This is a genomic window from Mycobacterium heidelbergense, from assembly GCF_050205645.1.
Taxonomy (GTDB): domain Bacteria; phylum Actinomycetota; class Actinomycetes; order Mycobacteriales; family Mycobacteriaceae; genus Mycobacterium; species Mycobacterium heidelbergense_A.
Genome location: NZ_JBNMQT010000007.1, coordinates 52,329 through 69,840, shown reverse-complemented (window position 1 = coordinate 69,840; position 17,512 = coordinate 52,329). Strand labels below are relative to the sequence as shown.

Sequence of the window (17,512 nt, the reverse complement as noted above, 5' to 3'; positions counted from 1 at the left end):
GGACACCTACTGGTCCTTCGACGCCAGCCCGGCCGGCGCATGGGCGATCGCTTTTCGGATGGCGTCGGCCAGCTTCAGCGCGCTTTCCTCGGTGAGTTCGAGGGCGACCCGCGCCGACGGACCCAGCTGCGGATTGAGGACGTCGATGTTGACGGTGTGGCCGTAGGGAGCATGCACGGGGTGATCGACGTAGACCGTCGCGCGGTCGGCGCCGAACCATCCCATCGCGCCCTTGCCGCTGCCGTCGATCTCAACGTGCTCGGTGAGATATGTGCACATGACTTGGGACACCTAGCCTTTCAGGTGGGTGGCGAAGAATTCGTCGATGCGTTGCCAGCCGTCGACCGCGGCCTCCACCCGGTACGCCGGACGGTCCACGGAGAAGAACGAATGGCCGGCGCCCTCGTAGGAGTGAAACTCGTGCGGCTTGTCGAATTTGGCCAGCTCGGCATCGAGGGTGGCCACCGCGGGCACCGCGGGGTACCTGTCGTCGAGCCCGAATAGGCCCAGCAGCGGGCAACTCAGCTTTGGCGCCAGATGCAGGATCGGTTGCATGGCCTTGGGCATGCCCTCGGGTAGGTCCTCGACGATGAACGCGCCGTAACAGTCCACCGCGGCGTCGAACGGCAGCGAGCAGGCCGCCAGGAACGCATGCCGCCCGCCCGAGCAGTGCCCGATGACACCGAACTTCCCGTTCGCGCCCGGCAGGGTGCGCAGATGCTCCACCGCTCCGGCGACGTCGCCGACCAGTCGTTCGTCGGGCACGCCACCCGCGGCCCGCACCGTCGCGGCGGCATCGTCGGGCGCGGCGCCCGGGGCCTCGCGGGAATACAAGTTCGGGGCCACGGTGTGATACCCGTTGACCGCGAGCCGACGCACGAACTCCTTGGTCTCCCGGTCGTAGCCGGGCATGTGGTGGATCCAGACGATCCCGCCCCGCGAGCCCTCGGCGAGCGGGCTCGCGCGGTAGGCCTCGATCTCGTCGCCGCCGTGGCCGGTGATGGTGATCGTTTCTGCGCGAATGGCATCTGGGCTGAACGCATTCATCGCGTGCTCCTCAATTGGCCGCAAGATGCGGGGCGCGCGGCCGGTCTCGAGTCGCCCCGCCTCCACCAACGTATCCGACTCTCGGCCCGCCACGGCCTCGTCGCCGAAACATAAGCCACGGCGACGATTTCCGGCGCGTCGCGTGCGGGCTTTATGTGTCGCGGCGGGTGGACGCGTCGGCTCGGGGCGACTGTTCAGTGTCGCTTATCGCGCACCTTGTACGTCGAGGGCCACGACTTGCGCGACTCGTCCCCGGTCAGCGGGGTTCCCATTCCCCCGACCTTGACGTTGTAGGCCTCCTTGCCCGGGCCGACCTCGCGGTTGGCGTGTTCCTGGGCGAGGTAGTAGAGCTCGTCGATGGTGGCTTCGTCGTAGGCGACGAACGACGTCTCCCGCGCCATGTCGTCGATTCCGACCAGCATCCGGTCGGGCAGGTATCGCGACGCCAGGGCCGCCGCGCCCAGCAGGGAGAACGGGATGACCCAGTAGCAGACGAACGACAGCGGAGTCTTGGTGTCGAGGATCGTGGCCTCTTCGCCGCCGAGGCGCTGCACGATCGGTGGGATCGCCGACGACACCGTCATGCCGGCGAAGGCCGCGATCCATATCCAGGTCAGGACGTTGACGATCCGGCCGAACAACTCGGTCTTGGCCACGTCGGCGGGCTGTTCGGCGGCGGCGTATTCCCGCACGAACGGCTTGCCGATCAGCAGGCTGATCAACGCCACAAGAAAGATCCCGGCGTTGCTCAGCGGCTGTATCCAGCCCTGCATGAACGACTCGCTGAGCGTAAACGTGAGCACGGTCAGCACCAGAAACGTTGCGACAGCCCCGATGTCAAGCGTGCGACCCGGCCTGCCGGTGGCGCGCCCGATCACCGACACGGCGACGGCGATCGCCAGCGCGACCAAGACGGCCGCCTTGAACGGGACGTTACCGACCAGCACCCAATAGACGATCCATGGCGCGAATCCAAACAGCATGCCCACGGGGGGTCAGTGTATGGCCGCCGGTTTGCGTCCCGGCCACCCGCCGCCGCTTCAGCGCTTGGGGCCCTGTGTGTCGGAGAGTCCGAACAGTTCCGCGCACCGCTGAGCGGCGGCCGGGTCTCCTTCGACCCTGAGGGCGCCGGTCTCGATTGCCGCCGCCGGCGTAATCAGGCCGCTGCCGAGCCCGATGAAGGTATCGGTGTCGGTGTGCAGGATTCCATCGATTGCAAGCCAACGCATTTCGCAGCAATGTGTGCGCGAGAAGCCTCGCGCAGTGTCATTTCATTTGTTTGCGCGAAATAGCGCCAATTCGTCTGTTTGGACCGGATGGTCGTTCGCGGGAGGTTTACAGGCCGCGTCGTCGCACGACCCAGTCGTCGGGACGGTGTAGAAACGCAGCATTAGCAACGTGGGCAAGTCCAGTGCTGGATAGTCAGTGGCCAGCGGTGCCGCCGCGATTCCGCCCGCAAGCGCAAGCGCGCTGGTCACAGCCAGTATTTTGACATTCATTGAACAAATGTAAGTAGCTCGGATCACCGAGCCAATCGATGTTTTCCTTCGTGACTCTTTTGGAATGCTTTGTTGATAATCCGGGTGAGTTGTATTTCGGGAACGCCGTCAGGCAGTGGTCTCCTCAGGCACGTCGCAACATTGGCGACCGCTCTCCTTTGACAACACGCGTGAAGTCGCCGTCGGTGGACAACATGTATCGCCCTTCCACGCGTCGATACCCTCTTTGACCGCGATGGCCGCGATCACCAAGCCGGCGATCGGGTCGGCCCACGACCAATCGAGCAAGCTGTTGAGGAGCAATCCAATCAACAACACAGCCGAAAGGTATGTGCATAGCAGCGTCTGTTTGGAATCTGCCACGGCCGACAACGAACCGAGTTCGCGCCCAGTCCGCCGCTGTCCATAGGAGAGGACTGGCATGACCACGAGACTGACCGCCGCGAGGATGATTCCGACCGTGGAATGCCGCGCTTCGCCCACGCCAAGCAGCGACCGCGACGCCTCCACCGTCACGTAGATCGCCAGACCGAAGAACGAGGACGCGACGATGCGAAGCGCGACCTTTTCTCGCGCTTCGGGGTCGCGGCCGGCAAACTGCCACGCCACCGCGGCCGCCGACGCGACCTCAATCATCGAATCCAGACCGAATCCGGTCAGCGCTGCCGAGCCGGCGACGGTGCCGGCCGAAATTGCGATGACCGCTTCCACGACGTTGTAGGAGATGGTGGCCGCGACGAACCATCTGATCCGACGCGACAAGACCTGCCTTCGATCCGTCGTTAGCGCCATACTGGCAACCGTACCGAGGGGGCGACCCGGAGTTAAGGAGAGCGCATCATCCTCAGGCCCATCACGGGTGGCCCATCATCCCAGGCCCCATCATCCCGGGTCCGCTCATCGAGGGCCCCATCATGCCGCGCATCATGGCGGGCATCCCGTCCCTGACGAAACCGCTGACTTCCTGCGCGTGGGCGCGGATGGCTTGCGCCAGTGCCGGATCCTCGGCGGTTTCCACCGCCACCACGCCCTTAGGGGTGAGTGTGATCTGGCGCTGGTAGTCGCCGGCGCGCGGGAACAGGATCGGCAGGCTTTGGCTCATGCACATGATTTCGATGCCTTGGCCGAGATGGGCGTACATGCTCGGCACGTGCGCATGCAGTTGGGCGGCAAGGTCAGGGGAATCTGATTCCGTGGTGGTACGCACGCCCCCTGGGATTTCCTCGACGATGCGACGGATCTCGTTGTGGCGGTTGAACATTTCCATGTAGGTGCTCATGTCCATGCTCGTCGCGCCCATCATTCCCCCACCGTCGGCATGGGCAACCGAATTCCAGATGGGGTCAAGCCGACATTGACCGACGACGCTACGCAGCGCATAGCCAACGCCAGCCAGGCCGCCGGCCCAGCCGAGCATCGCGAGGGCCGATCGCCTCGTTATTGTCGCCATAATCGATTGGCCCCCTTTCGCTTCCGCCGTTGCGGGCGACGCGGTCCGCTATCGGTTCGCCGGTCAGTGCTCCACGATTATCTACGTTCTCGGTACGTAGATAGTAGCTGCTGGCGACAGCCAACGCACGCTACCGAGGCGAGCAATAGGGCGCGAAGAGGTGACATGCGGGCACGCGCCATCTACTATTTACGTACGGACGTAGTGGATGAGGCGGTCGCTGTCTGCGGGAGACCCGACCCGAAGAGAGGGCATATGCAAACGGCGCTGTTGGGGCTGTGTGTGCTGGCGTGTCCAGCGGGGATGGGTCTGATGGCTTGGATGATGTTCCGCAATGAACGACCCACAACTCCGGCGCCGCGATCCGGGTCAGCCCCGTCGACGAAGTCATATCTCAGGTCGAGCCTTTGCGGACCGAGATCGAGCTGCTCAAGGTCGAGCGGCCCGCGGCACCCGCGGACAGCCCCCGTTGGATGTGACATCGCCGATTGCCGTTGTCTCGGGTCGCCGCGATCGGCGCAGGATAGGGAGCAGAACGATGACCGATCTGTCGGCATTCCAGCATCCGCGATTCGCGCGGTTCTACGAGCGCATCAGCGCCGAATCCGAACGCCGCGGCACCGCCGAACACCGCGACCGGACACTGGTCGGACTATCCGGACGCGTGATCGAGGTCGGAGCCGGCAACGGCCTGAACTTCGCGCGTTACCCGGCTGCGGTCACTGAAGTGGTGGCCGTCGAACCAGAGAACGCGCTGCGCGCGCTGGCCGAAAGCGCTGCCGCCTCTGCACCCGTCCCGGTCACGGTGGTCGCCGGGCACGGCGATGCGCTGCCATTCGACGACGCGAGCTTTGACGCCGCCGTTGTCACTCTAGTGCTGTGTTCTGTACCCAAGCCGGGCCACTTTCTCGCCGAGGTGCGGCGCGTGTTGAAACCGGCCGGACAGCTGCGGTTTTTTGAACACGTCCGGTCAAGTCGGAAGCTGTTAGGTGTCTTGCAGGATGTGATCACACCACCGTGGTCGGCGATAGGCGGTGGCTGTCATCTCAATCGCGACAGCCGCGCGGCGATAGAGGCGGCCGGCTTCGAGATCGACGAACTCGACCGGTTCTCCTACCGCCCTTTGAAATTCGCGCCCTCACAAGCGCATATCCTGGGGCGCGCCCACAAGCCGGGGCCGCACTGATTCTGTCTCGTTCGACCGTGAACCTCTGACGCCGCATTGCAATCCGTATCGCCAGGCGCGAGATTATTCGATGCGTTTGAGCCCTGCCGTTCGTAGCGGGTTGCCCGACAAGGAATTACGCTCTCCGGACATTTACCTCGTGGGAGGGGGCGTGCCCGGCATCGGGGACATTGAAGGCATTGGGCTCATGCCCGGCATGGGCGGCATATTCGGCATGGAAGTCATGTTTGGCGCTTGTTGCATCTGCGTTTTCATGTCAGCCATCATTTTTTTCATGTCGCCTTCCATGGATGCGCAACAGTCCTGCTTCGCTGGGTAACTAGAGCTCGGTTGCACGAAAAACACATAGACGCCAACGACGATGATGAATATCCCGACCGCGATGCCAGTGACCGCGAGGGCCGGGTAGAGCCAGCGAACCCGCGCCGGAGTGCTGGGGGCGGCGCCTGCCGGACTGTCTGCGACCGGTTGGTTCTGGTCTGTCATCGGGATCCTCCTGATCGAGTTGCAGTGCTTCATACTATACTACTTAGTAGATACGTATATGCGAACCAGGTGAACGACGGAGTTTGTTTATTCCCGGCCGGCGGACGCGCTGAAACCCTATGGAATGCCGTCAGATTGGTGTTGCCCGGGGCTTGCCCCATCGTGGGCAAAGCCTCATGCTCACCGGTGTTGGTGTAGCAGCGTTATTCTCCGTTGGTATTCGTCGTCGTCGATCTCGCCACGTGCATAACGTTCGGCAAGCAGACTTTCAGCTGCGCTGGGCCCGGGGGTTGGCGCTGAGCCGGTGCCAGGCGACGAAGCCAGGTACCGTACCGCGAGCACGATGGCGACGATGATCAATGCAAAGAACACCACCATTGCCACGGTCATCAGGATCGAGCCGCCCCACATCCAGTCGCCGCCGTGCCGCATCATCATCGCAGTACCTCCCTAGCTGATCGATCAAAGCTGCCGTCTAGGCCCCGTCACAATGCGCGCTCACCATGGCTACATCCCACACATCGCAGCGCCCGACGCGGCCAGCGCCGCGATCATGACGGGCCCAACAACCATGACCGCGGTGACGCCGGTCAACGCTGCCCGGGCCCGGGCTATCACACGGTCGGCCGGCGGCTCCGCGAGCCGTTCGGCCCGGGCCAGCACGGCGACGTCGGCTACCGCAAGGGCCTCCGCCGGGACTGCATGGGACAGGGTGATCAGCCCCGACAACAACGCACCGCGGCCGTGTCGGCGGGCCGACACGTCGTCGGCGCACATCTCCAGTAACCGGGCCACCTCGGTTGCGCCATCGCGCAACAAGCTCAGCTTCGGGAGGGCTGTGGCGAGTCCTCGCAACGCAGTGACCACCAGGGAGTGATGCCCAGTGAGGTGGGCACGTTCGTGGGCAAGCACGGCGGCCAGCTCGTCATCGCCGAGTGACGCAAGTGCAGCGCTGGTAACGACAATCGCCGGGGGCCTGCCCGAGACGCAGTAGGCGGCGGGTTCGGTGGCCTGCACGACCACCACGCCCGGCTCGCCGATGGGATGACCGACAAGCCGCACGGCCTCGGCATGCTCGTGAACACGGGCACGCATCCGCGACACGGTCCTGGCTAGTCGTCCGCCGGCGACCGTGATCATCAGCGCCACCACCGCCATGATCACGCCGAGTGTGATCTGCGGTCCGATCCCTGCGCCCTCAGGCGTGACGTCACGCAACCGAGCCAAACAGGACGCTACGAGTGTGCGCGGGTAATTCCAGTGGCCCGCCACTTCAAAAATGACGATCACCGCGGCAGCTAGCCAAGTGAGTAACACAGTGCCGATCGCGGTCAGCCAGGCCGCAACCCCGAAGCGCGGGGCATCCCCATGTCGGGTCAACGCGCGCAATAACGGAGGTCCCGCGACAAGCACCGAAAAGCTATATAGAAGCAGACAGACGGCGGTGCTCATCGATGGTCCGTCCGTTTCGGTAGCCGTCGTAGCACGGCACGCAGCCGCGCGGATTCCTCTGGACCGATCTGCTCGACGAAGTGGTGCAGCACCAGATCGGGGCGGCCGCCTCCGTCGAGCGCTTCCCGCATCAGTCGCGCGCTGTGCTGCTCACGCGTCAGGGTCGGCCAATACCGGTAGGCCTTGCCGTCGCGTTCCCGCGCCAGCCAGCCTTTGGTATGAAGGTTGTCCATCGTGGACATGACCGTGGTGTAGGCGATGGTGCGCTCGGCGGCCATCCCGTCGAACACCTCACGAACCGTGGTTGGAGTGTCGGGGTCAAGGTTCCAGATGCGGTCCATGATGACCGCCTCGAGCTCGCCGAATCCCCGAATCCGCACCGCGAACCTCCCGACAGTTGGCGCCGGGCCTGCGTCACCGCCGTACGGGGCAACCCGACCGCCCTAAATACTTTCTCCGTACGTAGATAGTAATGCGCGCCACGCCAACGCGCACGACGGTCAACCAGGTCTTTACCGGTGCCCCCAGTCGGACTCGAACCGACACTGGACGGATTTTAAGTCCGCTGCCTCTGCCAATTGGGCTATGGGGGCCCGGCGGCGAATTTAGCGCGTGGACGCCAGGCGCGGCGCACCGCGTTGCACTCCAGTGCCGAATTTTGGGCATGCGCGCGGAGTGGGTCTGGCCTAGGATGCGGCGGCCCCGCGTCTATCCGCTGGTTCGCCGCCCCAAATCAGATGACACGGCTATGTCACCCGGTGTGAGCTTGTTAAAACTGCCAGCCTCTGCGTTAAGAAGCCGTAAACGGCTGTCACCCTAACCCTTTCGGTCGGGAATGTGGAGACCGAGGTGTTTAGCCTTACGCCAATACACAGGGGCCCGTACGCCAACGCACAGGGTCGGCCCAGCGCATTGGGTCGGCATGGTTCACACAGTAGGAGCTAATAGATGTCGTTTCTGACAACACTGCCTGAAGAGTTGCTTGCCGCGCAGGGGCTGCTGGAGGGAATCAACTCCAACTTGGCGGCGCAGAACGCGGGCGCCGCCGCGGCGACCACGGTCATCGCTCCCGCGGCCGCCGACCCGGTGTCGGCCCAGCAGGCGGCGATCTTCTCGGCGTTCGGCACCGAGTACCAGACGATCGCCGCCGAGGCTCAGACCATTCAAGAGCAGTACGCGAGCACCCTGGGCACCAGCTCCGGCACGTACAGCGCCACGGAGGCCTCCAACGCGGCCGCGAGCGCCCTTTCAAGTGCCGCGGCCCCCGCCGCTGCCACGCCGTCGAACACTCCCCTCGACTGGCTTGCCTACCTCCTCGGTAGCACCGGCAATGGCACCAACCCGAACATGCTCGGAGGGATCTTCGGCCTGTCGAGTAACGGTGCCAACATCTTGAACATTGGTGGAGGCAACTGGGCCTCCGCCGGGTCCGACCTGCTCGGTTTGGCAAACGGCGGTCTGCTGGACACCTCCGTCAGCGACGCCGCCGCCGGCGCGGACCTCGCCAACACAACGGCGCCGATGGCGCCCGTCGGCGGCATGGGTGGTGTCGGGGCGATGCCGGCGGCCGCCGCAGGCAACGCGACCATGGTCGGCAAGTTGTCGGTGCCGCCCAGCTGGGCCGGCACGGTCGGCCCCGCGACCAGCGGCGTCACCCCCATCCAGACCGTGGGTTGGACCGCCGCCGCGCCGCAGGCCGGGACCGGGGGGATCATCCCGGGGATGCCCGGAATGGTCTCGGGAGCGCGCAGCGGCGCCGGCTTCGGTGCACCGCGCTACGGCGTCAAGCCCCTCGTCATGCCCAAGCCGACCGCCGTCTAGTCAACAACCCGCCGCTCAATAGAAACGGAATACAGAAAAATGGTTTTGGATTTCGCAGCTATCCCACCCGAAATCACCTCGAGCCTGATGTACGCGGGCGCGGGCGCGGGACCGCTCATGGCCGCCGCGACGGCGTGGAACAACCTGGCCGCCGAGCTGAGCACCACGGCGACGCAATGGGAATCGATCATCACGTTGCTCACCACCGAGCAGTGGACGGGCGCCGGGTCGGCGGCGGCGGCCGCCGCGTCCCAGCCCATCGTGACCTGGCTGACCACTTCGGCGGCCGCGGCAGAGCAGGCGGGCGCCCAAGCGACGGCGTCGGCGGCCGCTTACGAGGCCGCGTTCGCCGCAACGGTGCCTCCGCCGGTGATCGCGGCCAATAGGACATTGCTCGCAACGCTGATCGCGACCAACTTTCTGGGTGTCAACTCGGCCGCGATCGCGGCCACCGAGGCCCAGTACGCGGAGATGTGGGTCCAAGACGCCACGATGATGGCCACCTATCAGGCGGCCTCGTTGGCGGCCGGGGTCCTGCAGCCGGTGACGCCGATGTCGCCGGCCACCAACCCGGCCGGCGACAGCCTGCAGGCCGCCGCGGTCGCCAATTCCGCGGTGAGCGCCCCGGTCCAGGCGTTGGCCGCTCCGGCCGCTACCTCCCTGCCCTTCACGACCGACGGTTTGCTGTCCTCGATTGACAACTTCCTCGGCACTCCATCCGTCTTCAACGCCATCAACGGTGCGGTGAACACCGGGGCCTGGTTCACGATGAACTCCATCCCGAACGCCGTATCGCTGGGGCAAAAACTTGGCACCGTGGGATCGATCCCCTACGCCCTGTCGGACGCGGTTGCACCCGCTACCGGCGCGGGCATCATTCCCGGGACGATGGTGGGCTCGGTGTCGGGCGCCGCGACGTCGGCGACCCTGGGCGAGGCGTCCGCGGTCGGCGGTCTATCGGTACCGGCCAGCTGGAACGCGGCGGCCCCGGCGTCGGCGGCTTCGTCCACCGCTCCCCTCGCGGGCTCGGGCTGGACCGCCGCCACCGAGGAGCCCGTGGCGGCAATGCCCGGTATGCCGGGCGCAGCGGCGGCCGCCAAGGGTGCCGGTGCCTACGGCGCCGGGCCACGGTACGGGGTCAAGCCCATCGTCATGCCCAAACAGGTCGTCGTCTGATGCGGAAAAAAAGGGGGTACATGTCACGCATTTGAGGCCAGCTGTTAACCGCTGCGCCGTACTCTGTCCGCGATACGGCCACCAACGAACCGGTACCAACTGCGGAAACTTCGACAGGCCGAAGGCTCGAACGAAAAGGAGATAGCCAAGATGGCAACACGTTTTATGACCGACCCGCATGCGATGCGGGCTATGGCGGGCCGCTTTGAGATGCACGCTCAGACGGTGGCCGATGAGGCGCGCAAGATGTGGGCGTCCTCGCAGAACATCGCCGGTGCCGGCTGGAGTGGGCAGGCCCAGGCGACGTCCTACGACACCATGGGTCAGATGAATCAGGCGTTCAACAACATCGTGAACATGCTGCACGGGGTTCGCGACGGGCTGATCCGCGATGCGAACAACTACGAGACCCAAGAGCAGGCCTCGCAGCAGATCCTGAGCCACTAGCCCTTTCATTCGTTAGGAGAACACCACTATGTCAATCAATTACCAGTTCGGCGATGTTGACGCCCACGGCGCGCTGATTCGCGCGCAGGCCGCTTCCTTGGAGGCCGAGCACCAGGCCATCGTTCGCGATGTGCTGGCTGCTGGTGACTTCTGGGGCGGCGCGGGTTCGGTGGCCTGCCAGGAGTTCATCACCCAGTTGGGTCGGAACTTCCAGGTGATTTACGAGCAGGCCAACGCCCACGGCCAAAAGGTGCAGACCGCCGGTAGCAACATGGCCAGCACCGACAGCGCCGTTGGGTCCAGCTGGGCCTAACACCGCACCCTTAGACCGGGGCCGCACACCGATCGGTGTGCGGCCCCGTCGTTTGTGAATCGGCTTGGCGCGGAACATGATTCGACGCGCGGCGTCGCTTGGTCCCGGCGCTTGGATTTGAGAACTCTATGAACTCCGTGACAACCGGATATGTGTTTTGCCAGAATATAGGAACATGACCGCAACGTCGGGATACGCAGGCAGCCAGCGGCCACGCCAGGCCATTCTTGGGCAGCTGCCGAGGATCTACCGTGCCGATGGATCACCCATACGCGTTTTGCTCGTGGACGACGAGCCCGCACTGACGAACCTGGTCAAGATGGCACTGCACTACGAAGGCTGGGTCGTCGAAATCGCCCACAACGGGCGTGAAGCCATCGCGAAATTCGAGCGTGTCAATCCCGACGTGCTGGTCCTCGACATCATGCTTCCCGACGTCGACGGACTGCGAATTCTGCAGCGGATCCGCGAATCCGACGCCTACACGCCCACGCTCTTCCTCACCGCGCGCGATTCGGTCATGGACCGGGTCACCGGGCTCACCGCGGGCGCGGACGACTACATGACCAAACCGTTCAGCCTCGAGGAGCTCGTCGCGCGGCTCCGTGGCTTGCTGCGCCGCTCCGGCCAGCTGACCCCGCCGACGCCCGAGGCACTCAAAGTCGGCGATCTTCGAATCGACAGCGCCAGCCGCGAAGTCAGCCGCGACGGGACGGCGATCTCACTTTCGTCGACCGAGTTCGAATTGCTTCGCTTCCTCATGCGTAACCCACGCCGCGCGCTGAGCCGCACCGAGATCCTGGACCGGGTCTGGAATTACGATTTCGCCGGACGCACCAGCATCGTCGATCTGTACATCTCCTATCTGAGAAAGAAGATCGACTCCGGCAGGGAGCCGATGATCCACACCGTCCGAGGTGTCGGATACATGCTGCGGCCACCGGAATGACGGCCGAGCGCGACACCCCGCGGTGGTTTCCCCGCTCCTTGCGACGCCAATTGCTGGTCGGCGTATTGGCTGTCGTCACAGTGGTTTTGGTGGCGGTCGGGGTGGTCTCGGTCCTGAGCCTGCGCGGCTACGTCACCACCATGAACGACGCCGAAGTCGCCAAATCGCTGCACGCGTTCAATCACTCCTACAGCAGATACCGCAGCGGCGACCATGCTTCGGGACACCGAGCCAACGCCCCGGTATCGGAAGCGCTGCTGGAGTTCACCGGGCAAACCCCGGGAAACCTCATCGCCGTGGTGCGCGACGGTGTGGTGATCGGCTCGGCGGTCTTCTCCGAAGACGAACCACGACCCGCGCCGGCCGACGTCGTGCGCGCCATCGAAGGGCAACAGTGGCACGACGGTCCGCCACGTACCGAAAAGCTCGGCAGCCTTGGGTCGTATCGGGTCGACTGCCTCATCGACGGACCCGACGTCCTGGTCGTCGGGGTGTCGTTGAACCTCGCCGACCGGATCATCGCACGCAAGAACATCACCACCACGGCGCTGGTCGCGGCCGCCCTGATCATCACCGCGGGACTCACGGTGTGGGTCGTCGGCTACACCCTTCGCCCGCTGCGCCGGGTCGCGGCGACCGCCGCGGAAGTCGCCGCGATGCCGCTTACCGACGACGACCACCGGATCAGCGTCCGGGTTCGGCCGGAGGACACCGACCCGGACAACGAGGTCGGGATCGTCGGGCACACGCTGAATCGGTTGCTGGACAACGTGGATAGCGCGCTGGCGCATCGTGTCGACTCCGATCTGCGCACGCGGCAATTCATCACCGACGCCAGCCACGAGTTACGGACCCCGCTGGCCGCGATTCAGGGCTATGCCGAACTGACCCGTCAGGACAGTTCGGCGCTACCACCGACTACCGAATACGCGCTGGCCCGCATCGAGTCGGAAGCAAGGCGCATGACGTTGCTCGTCGACGAGCTGTTGCTGCTGTCGCGCTTGGGCGAGGGTCAAGACCTGCAGAACGAGGACGTCGACCTGGCCGACCTCGTCATCAACGCGGTGAACGACGCGGCCGTCGCGGCGCCGACGCACGAGTGGGTCAAAGACCTGCCCGACGAGCCGGTATGGGTTCGGGGGGACCACGACCGGCTGCACCAGCTGGTCAGCAATCTGCTCAGCAACGCCCGGTTGCACACACCGCCGGGCGTCACGGTGACCACCGGGATCACCTGCCAGCGCAGCGCCGAGGGGGCCTATGCGGAGCTGACCGTCGAGGACGACGGGCCCGGCATCGACGCCGAGCTGCTGCCCCGGTTATTCGAGCGATTCGTCCGGGCGGACGCGACGAGGTCCGACGGTTCGGGAATCGGGCTGGGGCTGGCCATCGTGAGTTCGATCGTCAAGGCCCACCACGGCTCGGTCACCGCCGAATCCGCCAGCGGCCGAACGGTGTTTCGGGTGCGGCTGCCCATGATCGAGGGCTCGCTCGCGGATAGCGCCTAGCCTGCTGCGCATCGATCTTCGGGCGTAAAGAAACCGTAAAGGCGCATGGTGGCGCCGTTAGGAAAGCGTCAACCAACGGCCCCACTCCATCCGGTCCCGCTAATTTCAACCTGACCTTGCCTCCGAGGACTACGCTGTCGCGGACTCGATGAGGTCGTTAAGTGTGCACACGACTGGCGCAGAACGGAGACAAAGATGGGCGTCTTGGTCTACCTCGTGCTGACCGTAGCGGTGTTCGCCGCGCTCGGCTTGACGCTGAAGTGGGGCTCGTGAGCAGCGCTAACGCCATAGGCCTGATACTGGCCGTGCTCATCGCCCTGCTACTGGGCGCGGCCCTCGTCTTTCCGGAGCGGTTCTAGTGAGCGGGACCGCGGCGGGGCTGATCTTCCTCGCGCTACTCGTCCTTTCGCTAGCGGTGGTCCATGTCCCGCTGGGCGACTACATGTACCGGGTCTACAGCTCCCGAAAGCATTCGCGCACAGAGAAATTCATCTATCGCCTGATCGGGGCCAACCCGGACGCCGAGCAGGGCTGGGTCGCGTATGCCCGTAGCGTGCTTGCTTTTTCGGCGGTCAGCGTCGTATTTCTGTTCGTGTTGCAACTCGTCCAGGGCAAGCTGCCGCTGCATCTGCACGACCCCGCGACGAAGATGACGCCGGCGCTGGCGTGGAACACCGCAATCAGTTTCGTCACAAACACCAACTGGCAGGCCTATTCGGGCGAATCGACCATGGGACACCTGGTGCAGATGGCCGGTCTGGCGGTGCAGAACTTTGTCTCCGCCGCGGTCGGCATGGCCGTCGCGGTCGCGTTGGTCCGTGGTTTTGCCCGCCACCGCACCCACGAACTCGGCAACTTCTGGGTGGACTTGACGCGCGGCACCCTGCGCATCCTGCTGCCGATCTCCATCCTCGGAGCCATCGTCCTGGTCGCCGGCGGCGTCGTGCAGAACTTCCACCTCAACGACCAGGTAGTCACCACGCTGGCCGGTGCCCGCCAGACCATCCCCGGCGGGCCGGTCGCCAGCCAGGAGGCGATCAAGTTGTTGGGCACCAACGGCGGTGGCTTCTACAACGCCAACTCCGCGCACCCGTTCGAAAACCCGACCGCCTGGACGAACTGGGTGGAGATCTTCCTGCTCCTGGTGATCAGCTTCTCGCTGCCGCGAACATTCGGCCGCATGGTGAACAGCAGGAAACAGGGCTATGCGATTGCGGCGATCGTCGGCGTCCTGGCCGTTCTCAGCGTCACGTTCATGATGCTGTTCCAGCTGCAGCACCACGGCACCGTCCCCACCGCGGTGGGTGCCTCGGCCGAAGGCGTCGAACAGCGCTTCGGGGTCGCCGATTCCGCGATCTTCGCCGACGCCACCACCCTGACGTCGACCGGCGCCGTCGATTCGGTGCACGACTCCTACAGTTCCCTGGGCGGCATGATGACGATGTTCAACATGCAGCTCGGCGAGGTCGCGCCGGGCGGTGTCGGGTCCGGCCTGTACGGCATCCTGATCCTCGCCGTCATCACGGTGTTCGTCGCCGGCTTGATGGTCGGCCGCACACCGGAATACCTCGGCAAGAAGATCAACCCGCGTGAAATGAAGCTGGCCGCAGGCTATTTCCTGATCACTCCGCTCATCGTGCTGCTCGGCACCGCCATCGCGATGGCGCTGCCGGGCGAGCGCGCCGCCATGACCAACACCGGCCCGCACGGCCTCTCCGAGGTCCTCTACGCATTCACTTCCGCGGCCAACAACAACGGTTCGGCTTTCGCCGGGCTCTCGGCCAACACGGTCTGGTGGAACACGGCGCTGGGCTTGGCGATGGTATTCGGCCGCTTCCTGCCGATGATGCTGGTTCTCGCGCTGGCCGGTTCACTCGCCCGTCAGAGCGTGACCCCCGAATCGAGCGGCACGCTGCCCACGCACAGGCCTCAGTTCGTCGGCTTGGTGGTGGGTGTGACCGTCATCCTGGTTGCCCTCACCTTCCTGCCCGCACTGGCGCTCGGGCCGCTCGCCGAAGGGATTCACTGACGTGACCGCCACCATCCCGTCCCCCAAACTCCGGCGCAGCGCCAAGGCACCCGGCGATAAGTTGCAGGGCGGATTGCTCGACCCCGCGTTGCTGGTGAAGTCGCTGCCGGACGCACTCGCCAAGCTCGATCCGCGAACCCTCTGGCGTAACCCGGTGATGTTCATCGTGGAAATCGGCGCCGCATGGTCGACGGTGCTCGCAATCGGCGACGGCAGCTGGTTCAGCTGGCTCACGGTGTTCTGGCTATGGCTGACAGTGGTTTTCGCCAACCTGGCCGAAGCGGTCGCCGAAGGGCGTGGCAAGGCGCAGGCCGACACGCTACGCAAATCGAAAGCCGACACCATCGCGCACCGGCTCAACGACTGGAAGCCGGGCGGCACCGGCGGCACTCCCGAAGAGGTGGCGGCGCCACTACTGCAGCAGGGCGACATCGTGGTGGTCACCGCGGGACAGGTCATTCCCGGCGACGGGGATGTCGTGGAAGGCATTGCCTCGGTTGATGAATCGGCCATCACGGGCGAATCGGCGCCCGTCATCCGGGAATCCGGTGGGGATCGCTCGGCGGTAACCGGCGGAACCACCGTGCTCTCCGACCGGATCGTCGTCAAGATCACCCAGAAGCCCGGAGAGAGCTTTGTGGACCGGATGATCGCACTCGTCGAGGGTGCGAACCGGCAGAAGACACCCAACGAAATCGCGCTCAACATTCTGCTGGCGGCACTGACCATCATCTTCGTGTTCGCGGTCGCCACGCTTCAGCCGCTCGCGATCTACTCCAAGGTCAATAATCCCGGCGTTCCGGCCACCTCGGCGCTGAGCGCCGACGGGATCAGCGGCATCGTCCTGGTCGCACTTCTGGTGTGCCTGATTCCCACCACCATCGGCGCGCTGCTGTCGGCGATCGGCATCGCGGGAATGGACCGGTTGGTGCAACGCAACGTGCTCGCCATGTCCGGTCGCGCGGTCGAGGCGGCCGGCGACGTCAACACCCTGCTCCTGGACAAGACCGGGACCATCACGCTCGGGAATCGTCAAGCGTCGGAATTCATTCCGGTGTCCGGCGTGACAAATCAGAATCTGGCCGACGCCGCGCAGTTGTCCAGCCTCGCCGACGAAACTCCCGAGGGTCGTTCCATCGTCGTCTACGCCAAAGAGGCCTACGGGCTGCGCGCGCGGACACCCGGCGAGCTGTCCAACGCCTCGTGGGTGGAATTCAGTGCGACCACCCGGATGTCGGGCGTGGACCTCGACGGCCGCCAGCTACGCAAGGGCGCGGCCAGCTCGGTGGCCGAGTGGGTCCGCGGTCACGGCGGCACGGTTCCCGCCGATCTCGGCGAGATCGTCGACGGTATCTCCGCCGCCGGAGGAACCCCCCTGGTTGTCGGACAACGCACCGACGGAAAAGCGGAAGTGCTGGGCGTCATCCACCTCAAAGACGTGGTGAAGCAGGGCATGCGCGACCGGTTCGACGCGATGCGGCTGATGGGCATCCGCACCGTGATGATCACCGGCGACAATCCGTTGACCGCCAAGGCGATTGCCGAGGAGGCCGGGGTCGACGACTTCCTCGCCGAGGCGACGCCGGAAGACAAGATGATGCTCATCAAGCGTGAGCAGCAGGGCGGCCGCCTGGTGGCGATGACCGGCGACGGCACCAACGACGCCCCCGCCCTGGCCCAAGCCGACGTCGGGGTGGCGATGAACACCGGAACCTCGGCGGCCAAAGAGGCCGGCAACATGGTGGACCTGGACTCCGACCCCACCAAGCTCATCGAGATCGTGGAAATAGGTAAGCAGCTGTTGATCACCCGCGGCGCGTTGACCACATTCTCCATCGCCAACGACATCGCCAAGTATTTCGCGATCATCCCCGCGTTGTTCGTGTCGATCTTCCCGGGCCTGGACCTGATCAACGTCATGCGCCTACACAGTCCGCAATCGGCGATCCTGTCCGCGGTCATCTTCAACGCGATCGTCATCGTCGCCCTGATTCCGCTGGCGCTGCGCGGCGTTCGCTACACGCCCAGCCGCGCGGCCAAACTGCTGAGCCGCAATCTCTACATCTACGGCCTGGGTGGCATCGTCGCCCCGTTCATCGGGATCAAACTCATCGACTTGCTGGTTCAACTGCTCCCCGGGATGGCCTGA

At 65.0% G+C, this 17,512-nt stretch carries 21 protein-coding genes and 1 tRNA gene; 10 read left to right on the top strand and 12 right to left on the bottom strand.

What is annotated here, in order from left to right; translation table 11 throughout:
* Positions 1-6 precede the first annotated feature (6 nt).
* The 7 genes from ACQI5H_RS09765 to ACQI5H_RS09735 all read right to left on the bottom strand — a co-directional run bounded on the left by ACQI5H_RS09765 (position 7) and on the right by ACQI5H_RS09735 (position 3,996).
* Positions 7-279, bottom strand: coding sequence for a DUF6295 family protein (locus tag ACQI5H_RS09765; RefSeq protein WP_427079187.1), 273 nt, complete (start codon positions 277-279; stop codon positions 7-9).
* Positions 280-291: 12 nt separating this feature from the next.
* Positions 292-1,047, bottom strand: a complete 756-nt coding sequence (locus ACQI5H_RS09760; RefSeq protein ID WP_427079186.1) for a dienelactone hydrolase family protein — start codon at positions 1,045-1,047, stop codon at positions 292-294.
* Between the two features lie 194 nt (positions 1,048-1,241).
* Positions 1,242-2,036: a hypothetical protein gene (locus ACQI5H_RS09755; RefSeq protein ID WP_427079185.1), complete on the bottom strand. Its 795-nt coding sequence runs from the start codon at positions 2,034-2,036 to the stop codon at positions 1,242-1,244.
* A gap of 51 nt (positions 2,037-2,087) precedes the next feature.
* Positions 2,088-2,276 (bottom strand): hypothetical protein, encoded by a 189-nt coding sequence (locus ACQI5H_RS09750; RefSeq protein ID WP_427079184.1) that lies wholly within the window; start codon positions 2,274-2,276, stop codon positions 2,088-2,090.
* A gap of 42 nt (positions 2,277-2,318) precedes the next feature.
* Positions 2,319-2,546, bottom strand: a complete 228-nt coding sequence (locus ACQI5H_RS09745) for a hypothetical protein (protein WP_427079183.1) — start codon at positions 2,544-2,546, stop codon at positions 2,319-2,321.
* Positions 2,547-2,654: 108 nt separating this feature from the next.
* A complete protein-coding gene (locus tag ACQI5H_RS09740) occupies positions 2,655-3,338 on the bottom strand; it encodes a cation transporter (RefSeq protein WP_427079182.1) in 684 nt (227 codons plus the stop codon).
* A gap of 61 nt (positions 3,339-3,399) precedes the next feature.
* Positions 3,400-3,996, bottom strand: a complete 597-nt coding sequence (locus ACQI5H_RS09735; protein ID WP_427079181.1) for a hypothetical protein — start codon at positions 3,994-3,996, stop codon at positions 3,400-3,402.
* A gap of 538 nt (positions 3,997-4,534) precedes the next feature.
* Here ACQI5H_RS09735 and ACQI5H_RS09730 point away from each other — a divergent pair.
* Positions 4,535-5,182 carry a class I SAM-dependent methyltransferase gene (locus ACQI5H_RS09730; protein ID WP_427079180.1) on the top strand — a complete coding sequence of 216 codons (648 nt, stop codon included), beginning with the start codon at positions 4,535-4,537 and terminating at the stop codon, positions 5,180-5,182.
* A gap of 132 nt (positions 5,183-5,314) precedes the next feature.
* Here the strand turns inward: ACQI5H_RS09730 and ACQI5H_RS09725 are convergent, their stop codons facing one another.
* The 5 genes from ACQI5H_RS09725 to ACQI5H_RS09705 all read right to left on the bottom strand — a co-directional run bounded on the left by ACQI5H_RS09725 (position 5,315) and on the right by ACQI5H_RS09705 (position 7,713).
* Positions 5,315-5,668: a hypothetical protein gene (locus tag ACQI5H_RS09725; RefSeq protein ID WP_427079179.1), complete on the bottom strand. Its 354-nt coding sequence runs from the start codon at positions 5,666-5,668 to the stop codon at positions 5,315-5,317.
* A gap of 180 nt (positions 5,669-5,848) precedes the next feature.
* Positions 5,849-6,106, bottom strand: a complete 258-nt coding sequence (locus tag ACQI5H_RS09720) for an SHOCT domain-containing protein (RefSeq protein WP_427079178.1) — start codon at positions 6,104-6,106, stop codon at positions 5,849-5,851.
* A 69-nt stretch (positions 6,107-6,175) separates the two neighbouring features.
* On the bottom strand, positions 6,176-7,120 hold the full coding sequence (locus tag ACQI5H_RS09715; RefSeq protein ID WP_427079177.1) for a M56 family metallopeptidase: 945 nt from the start codon (positions 7,118-7,120) through the stop codon (positions 6,176-6,178).
* On the bottom strand, positions 7,117-7,500 hold the full coding sequence (locus tag ACQI5H_RS09710; RefSeq protein ID WP_427079176.1) for a BlaI/MecI/CopY family transcriptional regulator: 384 nt from the start codon (positions 7,498-7,500) through the stop codon (positions 7,117-7,119). Before ACQI5H_RS09710 ends, ACQI5H_RS09715 begins: the two co-directional genes overlap by 4 nt.
* A 139-nt stretch (positions 7,501-7,639) precedes the next feature.
* Positions 7,640-7,713, bottom strand: a tRNA-Leu gene (locus tag ACQI5H_RS09705).
* 355 nt (positions 7,714-8,068) lie between these two features.
* On the opposite strand from ACQI5H_RS09705, the gene ACQI5H_RS09700 reads away from it, so the two are divergent.
* From ACQI5H_RS09700 to kdpB, 9 genes are all read left to right on the top strand, one after another.
* A complete protein-coding gene (locus tag ACQI5H_RS09700) occupies positions 8,069-8,941 on the top strand; it encodes a PPE family protein, SVP subgroup (protein WP_427079175.1) in 873 nt (290 codons plus the stop codon).
* A 39-nt stretch (positions 8,942-8,980) separates the two neighbouring features.
* Entirely contained in the window at positions 8,981-10,117 is a 1,137-nt protein-coding gene (locus ACQI5H_RS09695) for a PPE family protein (RefSeq protein WP_427079174.1), read from the top strand.
* Positions 10,118-10,267: 150 nt separating this feature from the next.
* Entirely contained in the window at positions 10,268-10,564 is a 297-nt protein-coding gene (locus tag ACQI5H_RS09690) for a WXG100 family type VII secretion target (RefSeq protein ID WP_076123893.1), read from the top strand.
* Between the two features lie 28 nt (positions 10,565-10,592).
* The gene (locus ACQI5H_RS09685) at positions 10,593-10,877 is read left to right on the top strand and encodes a WXG100 family type VII secretion target (protein ID WP_076123891.1); all 285 of its coding nucleotides are present in this window, start codon (positions 10,593-10,595) and stop codon (positions 10,875-10,877) included.
* Positions 10,878-11,052: 175 nt separating this feature from the next.
* A complete protein-coding gene (locus ACQI5H_RS09680) occupies positions 11,053-11,826 on the top strand; it encodes a response regulator transcription factor (protein WP_427079173.1) in 774 nt (257 codons plus the stop codon).
* Positions 11,823-13,334 carry a sensor histidine kinase gene (locus tag ACQI5H_RS09675; RefSeq protein WP_427079172.1) on the top strand — a complete coding sequence of 504 codons (1,512 nt, stop codon included), beginning with the start codon at positions 11,823-11,825 and terminating at the stop codon, positions 13,332-13,334. Before ACQI5H_RS09680 ends, ACQI5H_RS09675 begins: the two co-directional genes overlap by 4 nt.
* 269 nt (positions 13,335-13,603) lie before the next feature.
* Positions 13,604-13,693, top strand: coding sequence for a potassium-transporting ATPase subunit F (locus ACQI5H_RS09670; protein ID WP_139329779.1), 90 nt, complete (start codon positions 13,604-13,606; stop codon positions 13,691-13,693).
* Positions 13,693-15,363 carry a potassium-transporting ATPase subunit KdpA gene (gene kdpA / locus ACQI5H_RS09665; RefSeq protein ID WP_427079171.1) on the top strand — a complete coding sequence of 557 codons (1,671 nt, stop codon included), beginning with the start codon at positions 13,693-13,695 and terminating at the stop codon, positions 15,361-15,363. The genes ACQI5H_RS09670 and kdpA overlap by 1 nt, the downstream gene beginning before the upstream one ends.
* 13 nt (positions 15,364-15,376) lie before the next feature.
* Positions 15,377-17,512: a potassium-transporting ATPase subunit KdpB gene (gene kdpB, locus ACQI5H_RS09660; protein WP_427079352.1), complete on the top strand. Its 2,136-nt coding sequence runs from the start codon at positions 15,377-15,379 to the stop codon at positions 17,510-17,512.

What these genes read in the sequence shown, in the direction of transcription:
- ACQI5H_RS09740 (WP_427079182.1), bottom strand. Translation starts at nt 3,338, where the DNA reads ATGGCGCTAACGACGGATCGAAGGCAGGTCTTGTCGCGTCGGATCAGA.
- ACQI5H_RS09725 (WP_427079179.1), bottom strand. Translation starts at nt 5,668, where the DNA reads ATGACAGACCAGAACCAACCGGTCGCAGACAGTCCGGCAGGCGCCGCC.
- ACQI5H_RS09685 (WP_076123891.1), top strand. Translation starts at nt 10,593, where the DNA reads ATGTCAATCAATTACCAGTTCGGCGATGTTGACGCCCACGGCGCGCTG.
- ACQI5H_RS09735 (WP_427079181.1), bottom strand. Translation starts at nt 3,996, where the DNA reads ATGGCGACAATAACGAGGCGATCGGCCCTCGCGATGCTCGGCTGGGCC.
- ACQI5H_RS09750 (WP_427079184.1), bottom strand. Translation starts at nt 2,276, where the DNA reads ATGCGTTGGCTTGCAATCGATGGAATCCTGCACACCGACACCGATACC.
- ACQI5H_RS09695 (WP_427079174.1), top strand. Translation starts at nt 8,981, where the DNA reads ATGGTTTTGGATTTCGCAGCTATCCCACCCGAAATCACCTCGAGCCTG.
- ACQI5H_RS09730 (WP_427079180.1), top strand. Translation starts at nt 4,535, where the DNA reads ATGACCGATCTGTCGGCATTCCAGCATCCGCGATTCGCGCGGTTCTAC.
- ACQI5H_RS09680 (WP_427079173.1), top strand. Translation starts at nt 11,053, where the DNA reads ATGACCGCAACGTCGGGATACGCAGGCAGCCAGCGGCCACGCCAGGCC.
- ACQI5H_RS09745 (WP_427079183.1), bottom strand. Translation starts at nt 2,546, where the DNA reads ATGAATGTCAAAATACTGGCTGTGACCAGCGCGCTTGCGCTTGCGGGC.
- ACQI5H_RS09690 (WP_076123893.1), top strand. Translation starts at nt 10,268, where the DNA reads ATGGCAACACGTTTTATGACCGACCCGCATGCGATGCGGGCTATGGCG.
- ACQI5H_RS09700 (WP_427079175.1), top strand. Translation starts at nt 8,069, where the DNA reads ATGTCGTTTCTGACAACACTGCCTGAAGAGTTGCTTGCCGCGCAGGGG.
- ACQI5H_RS09765 (WP_427079187.1), bottom strand. Translation starts at nt 279, where the DNA reads ATGTGCACATATCTCACCGAGCACGTTGAGATCGACGGCAGCGGCAAG.
- ACQI5H_RS09720 (WP_427079178.1), bottom strand. Translation starts at nt 6,106, where the DNA reads ATGATGATGCGGCACGGCGGCGACTGGATGTGGGGCGGCTCGATCCTG.
- ACQI5H_RS09715 (WP_427079177.1), bottom strand. Translation starts at nt 7,120, where the DNA reads ATGAGCACCGCCGTCTGTCTGCTTCTATATAGCTTTTCGGTGCTTGTC.
- ACQI5H_RS09675 (WP_427079172.1), top strand. Translation starts at nt 11,823, where the DNA reads ATGACGGCCGAGCGCGACACCCCGCGGTGGTTTCCCCGCTCCTTGCGA.
- ACQI5H_RS09760 (WP_427079186.1), bottom strand. Translation starts at nt 1,047, where the DNA reads ATGAATGCGTTCAGCCCAGATGCCATTCGCGCAGAAACGATCACCATC.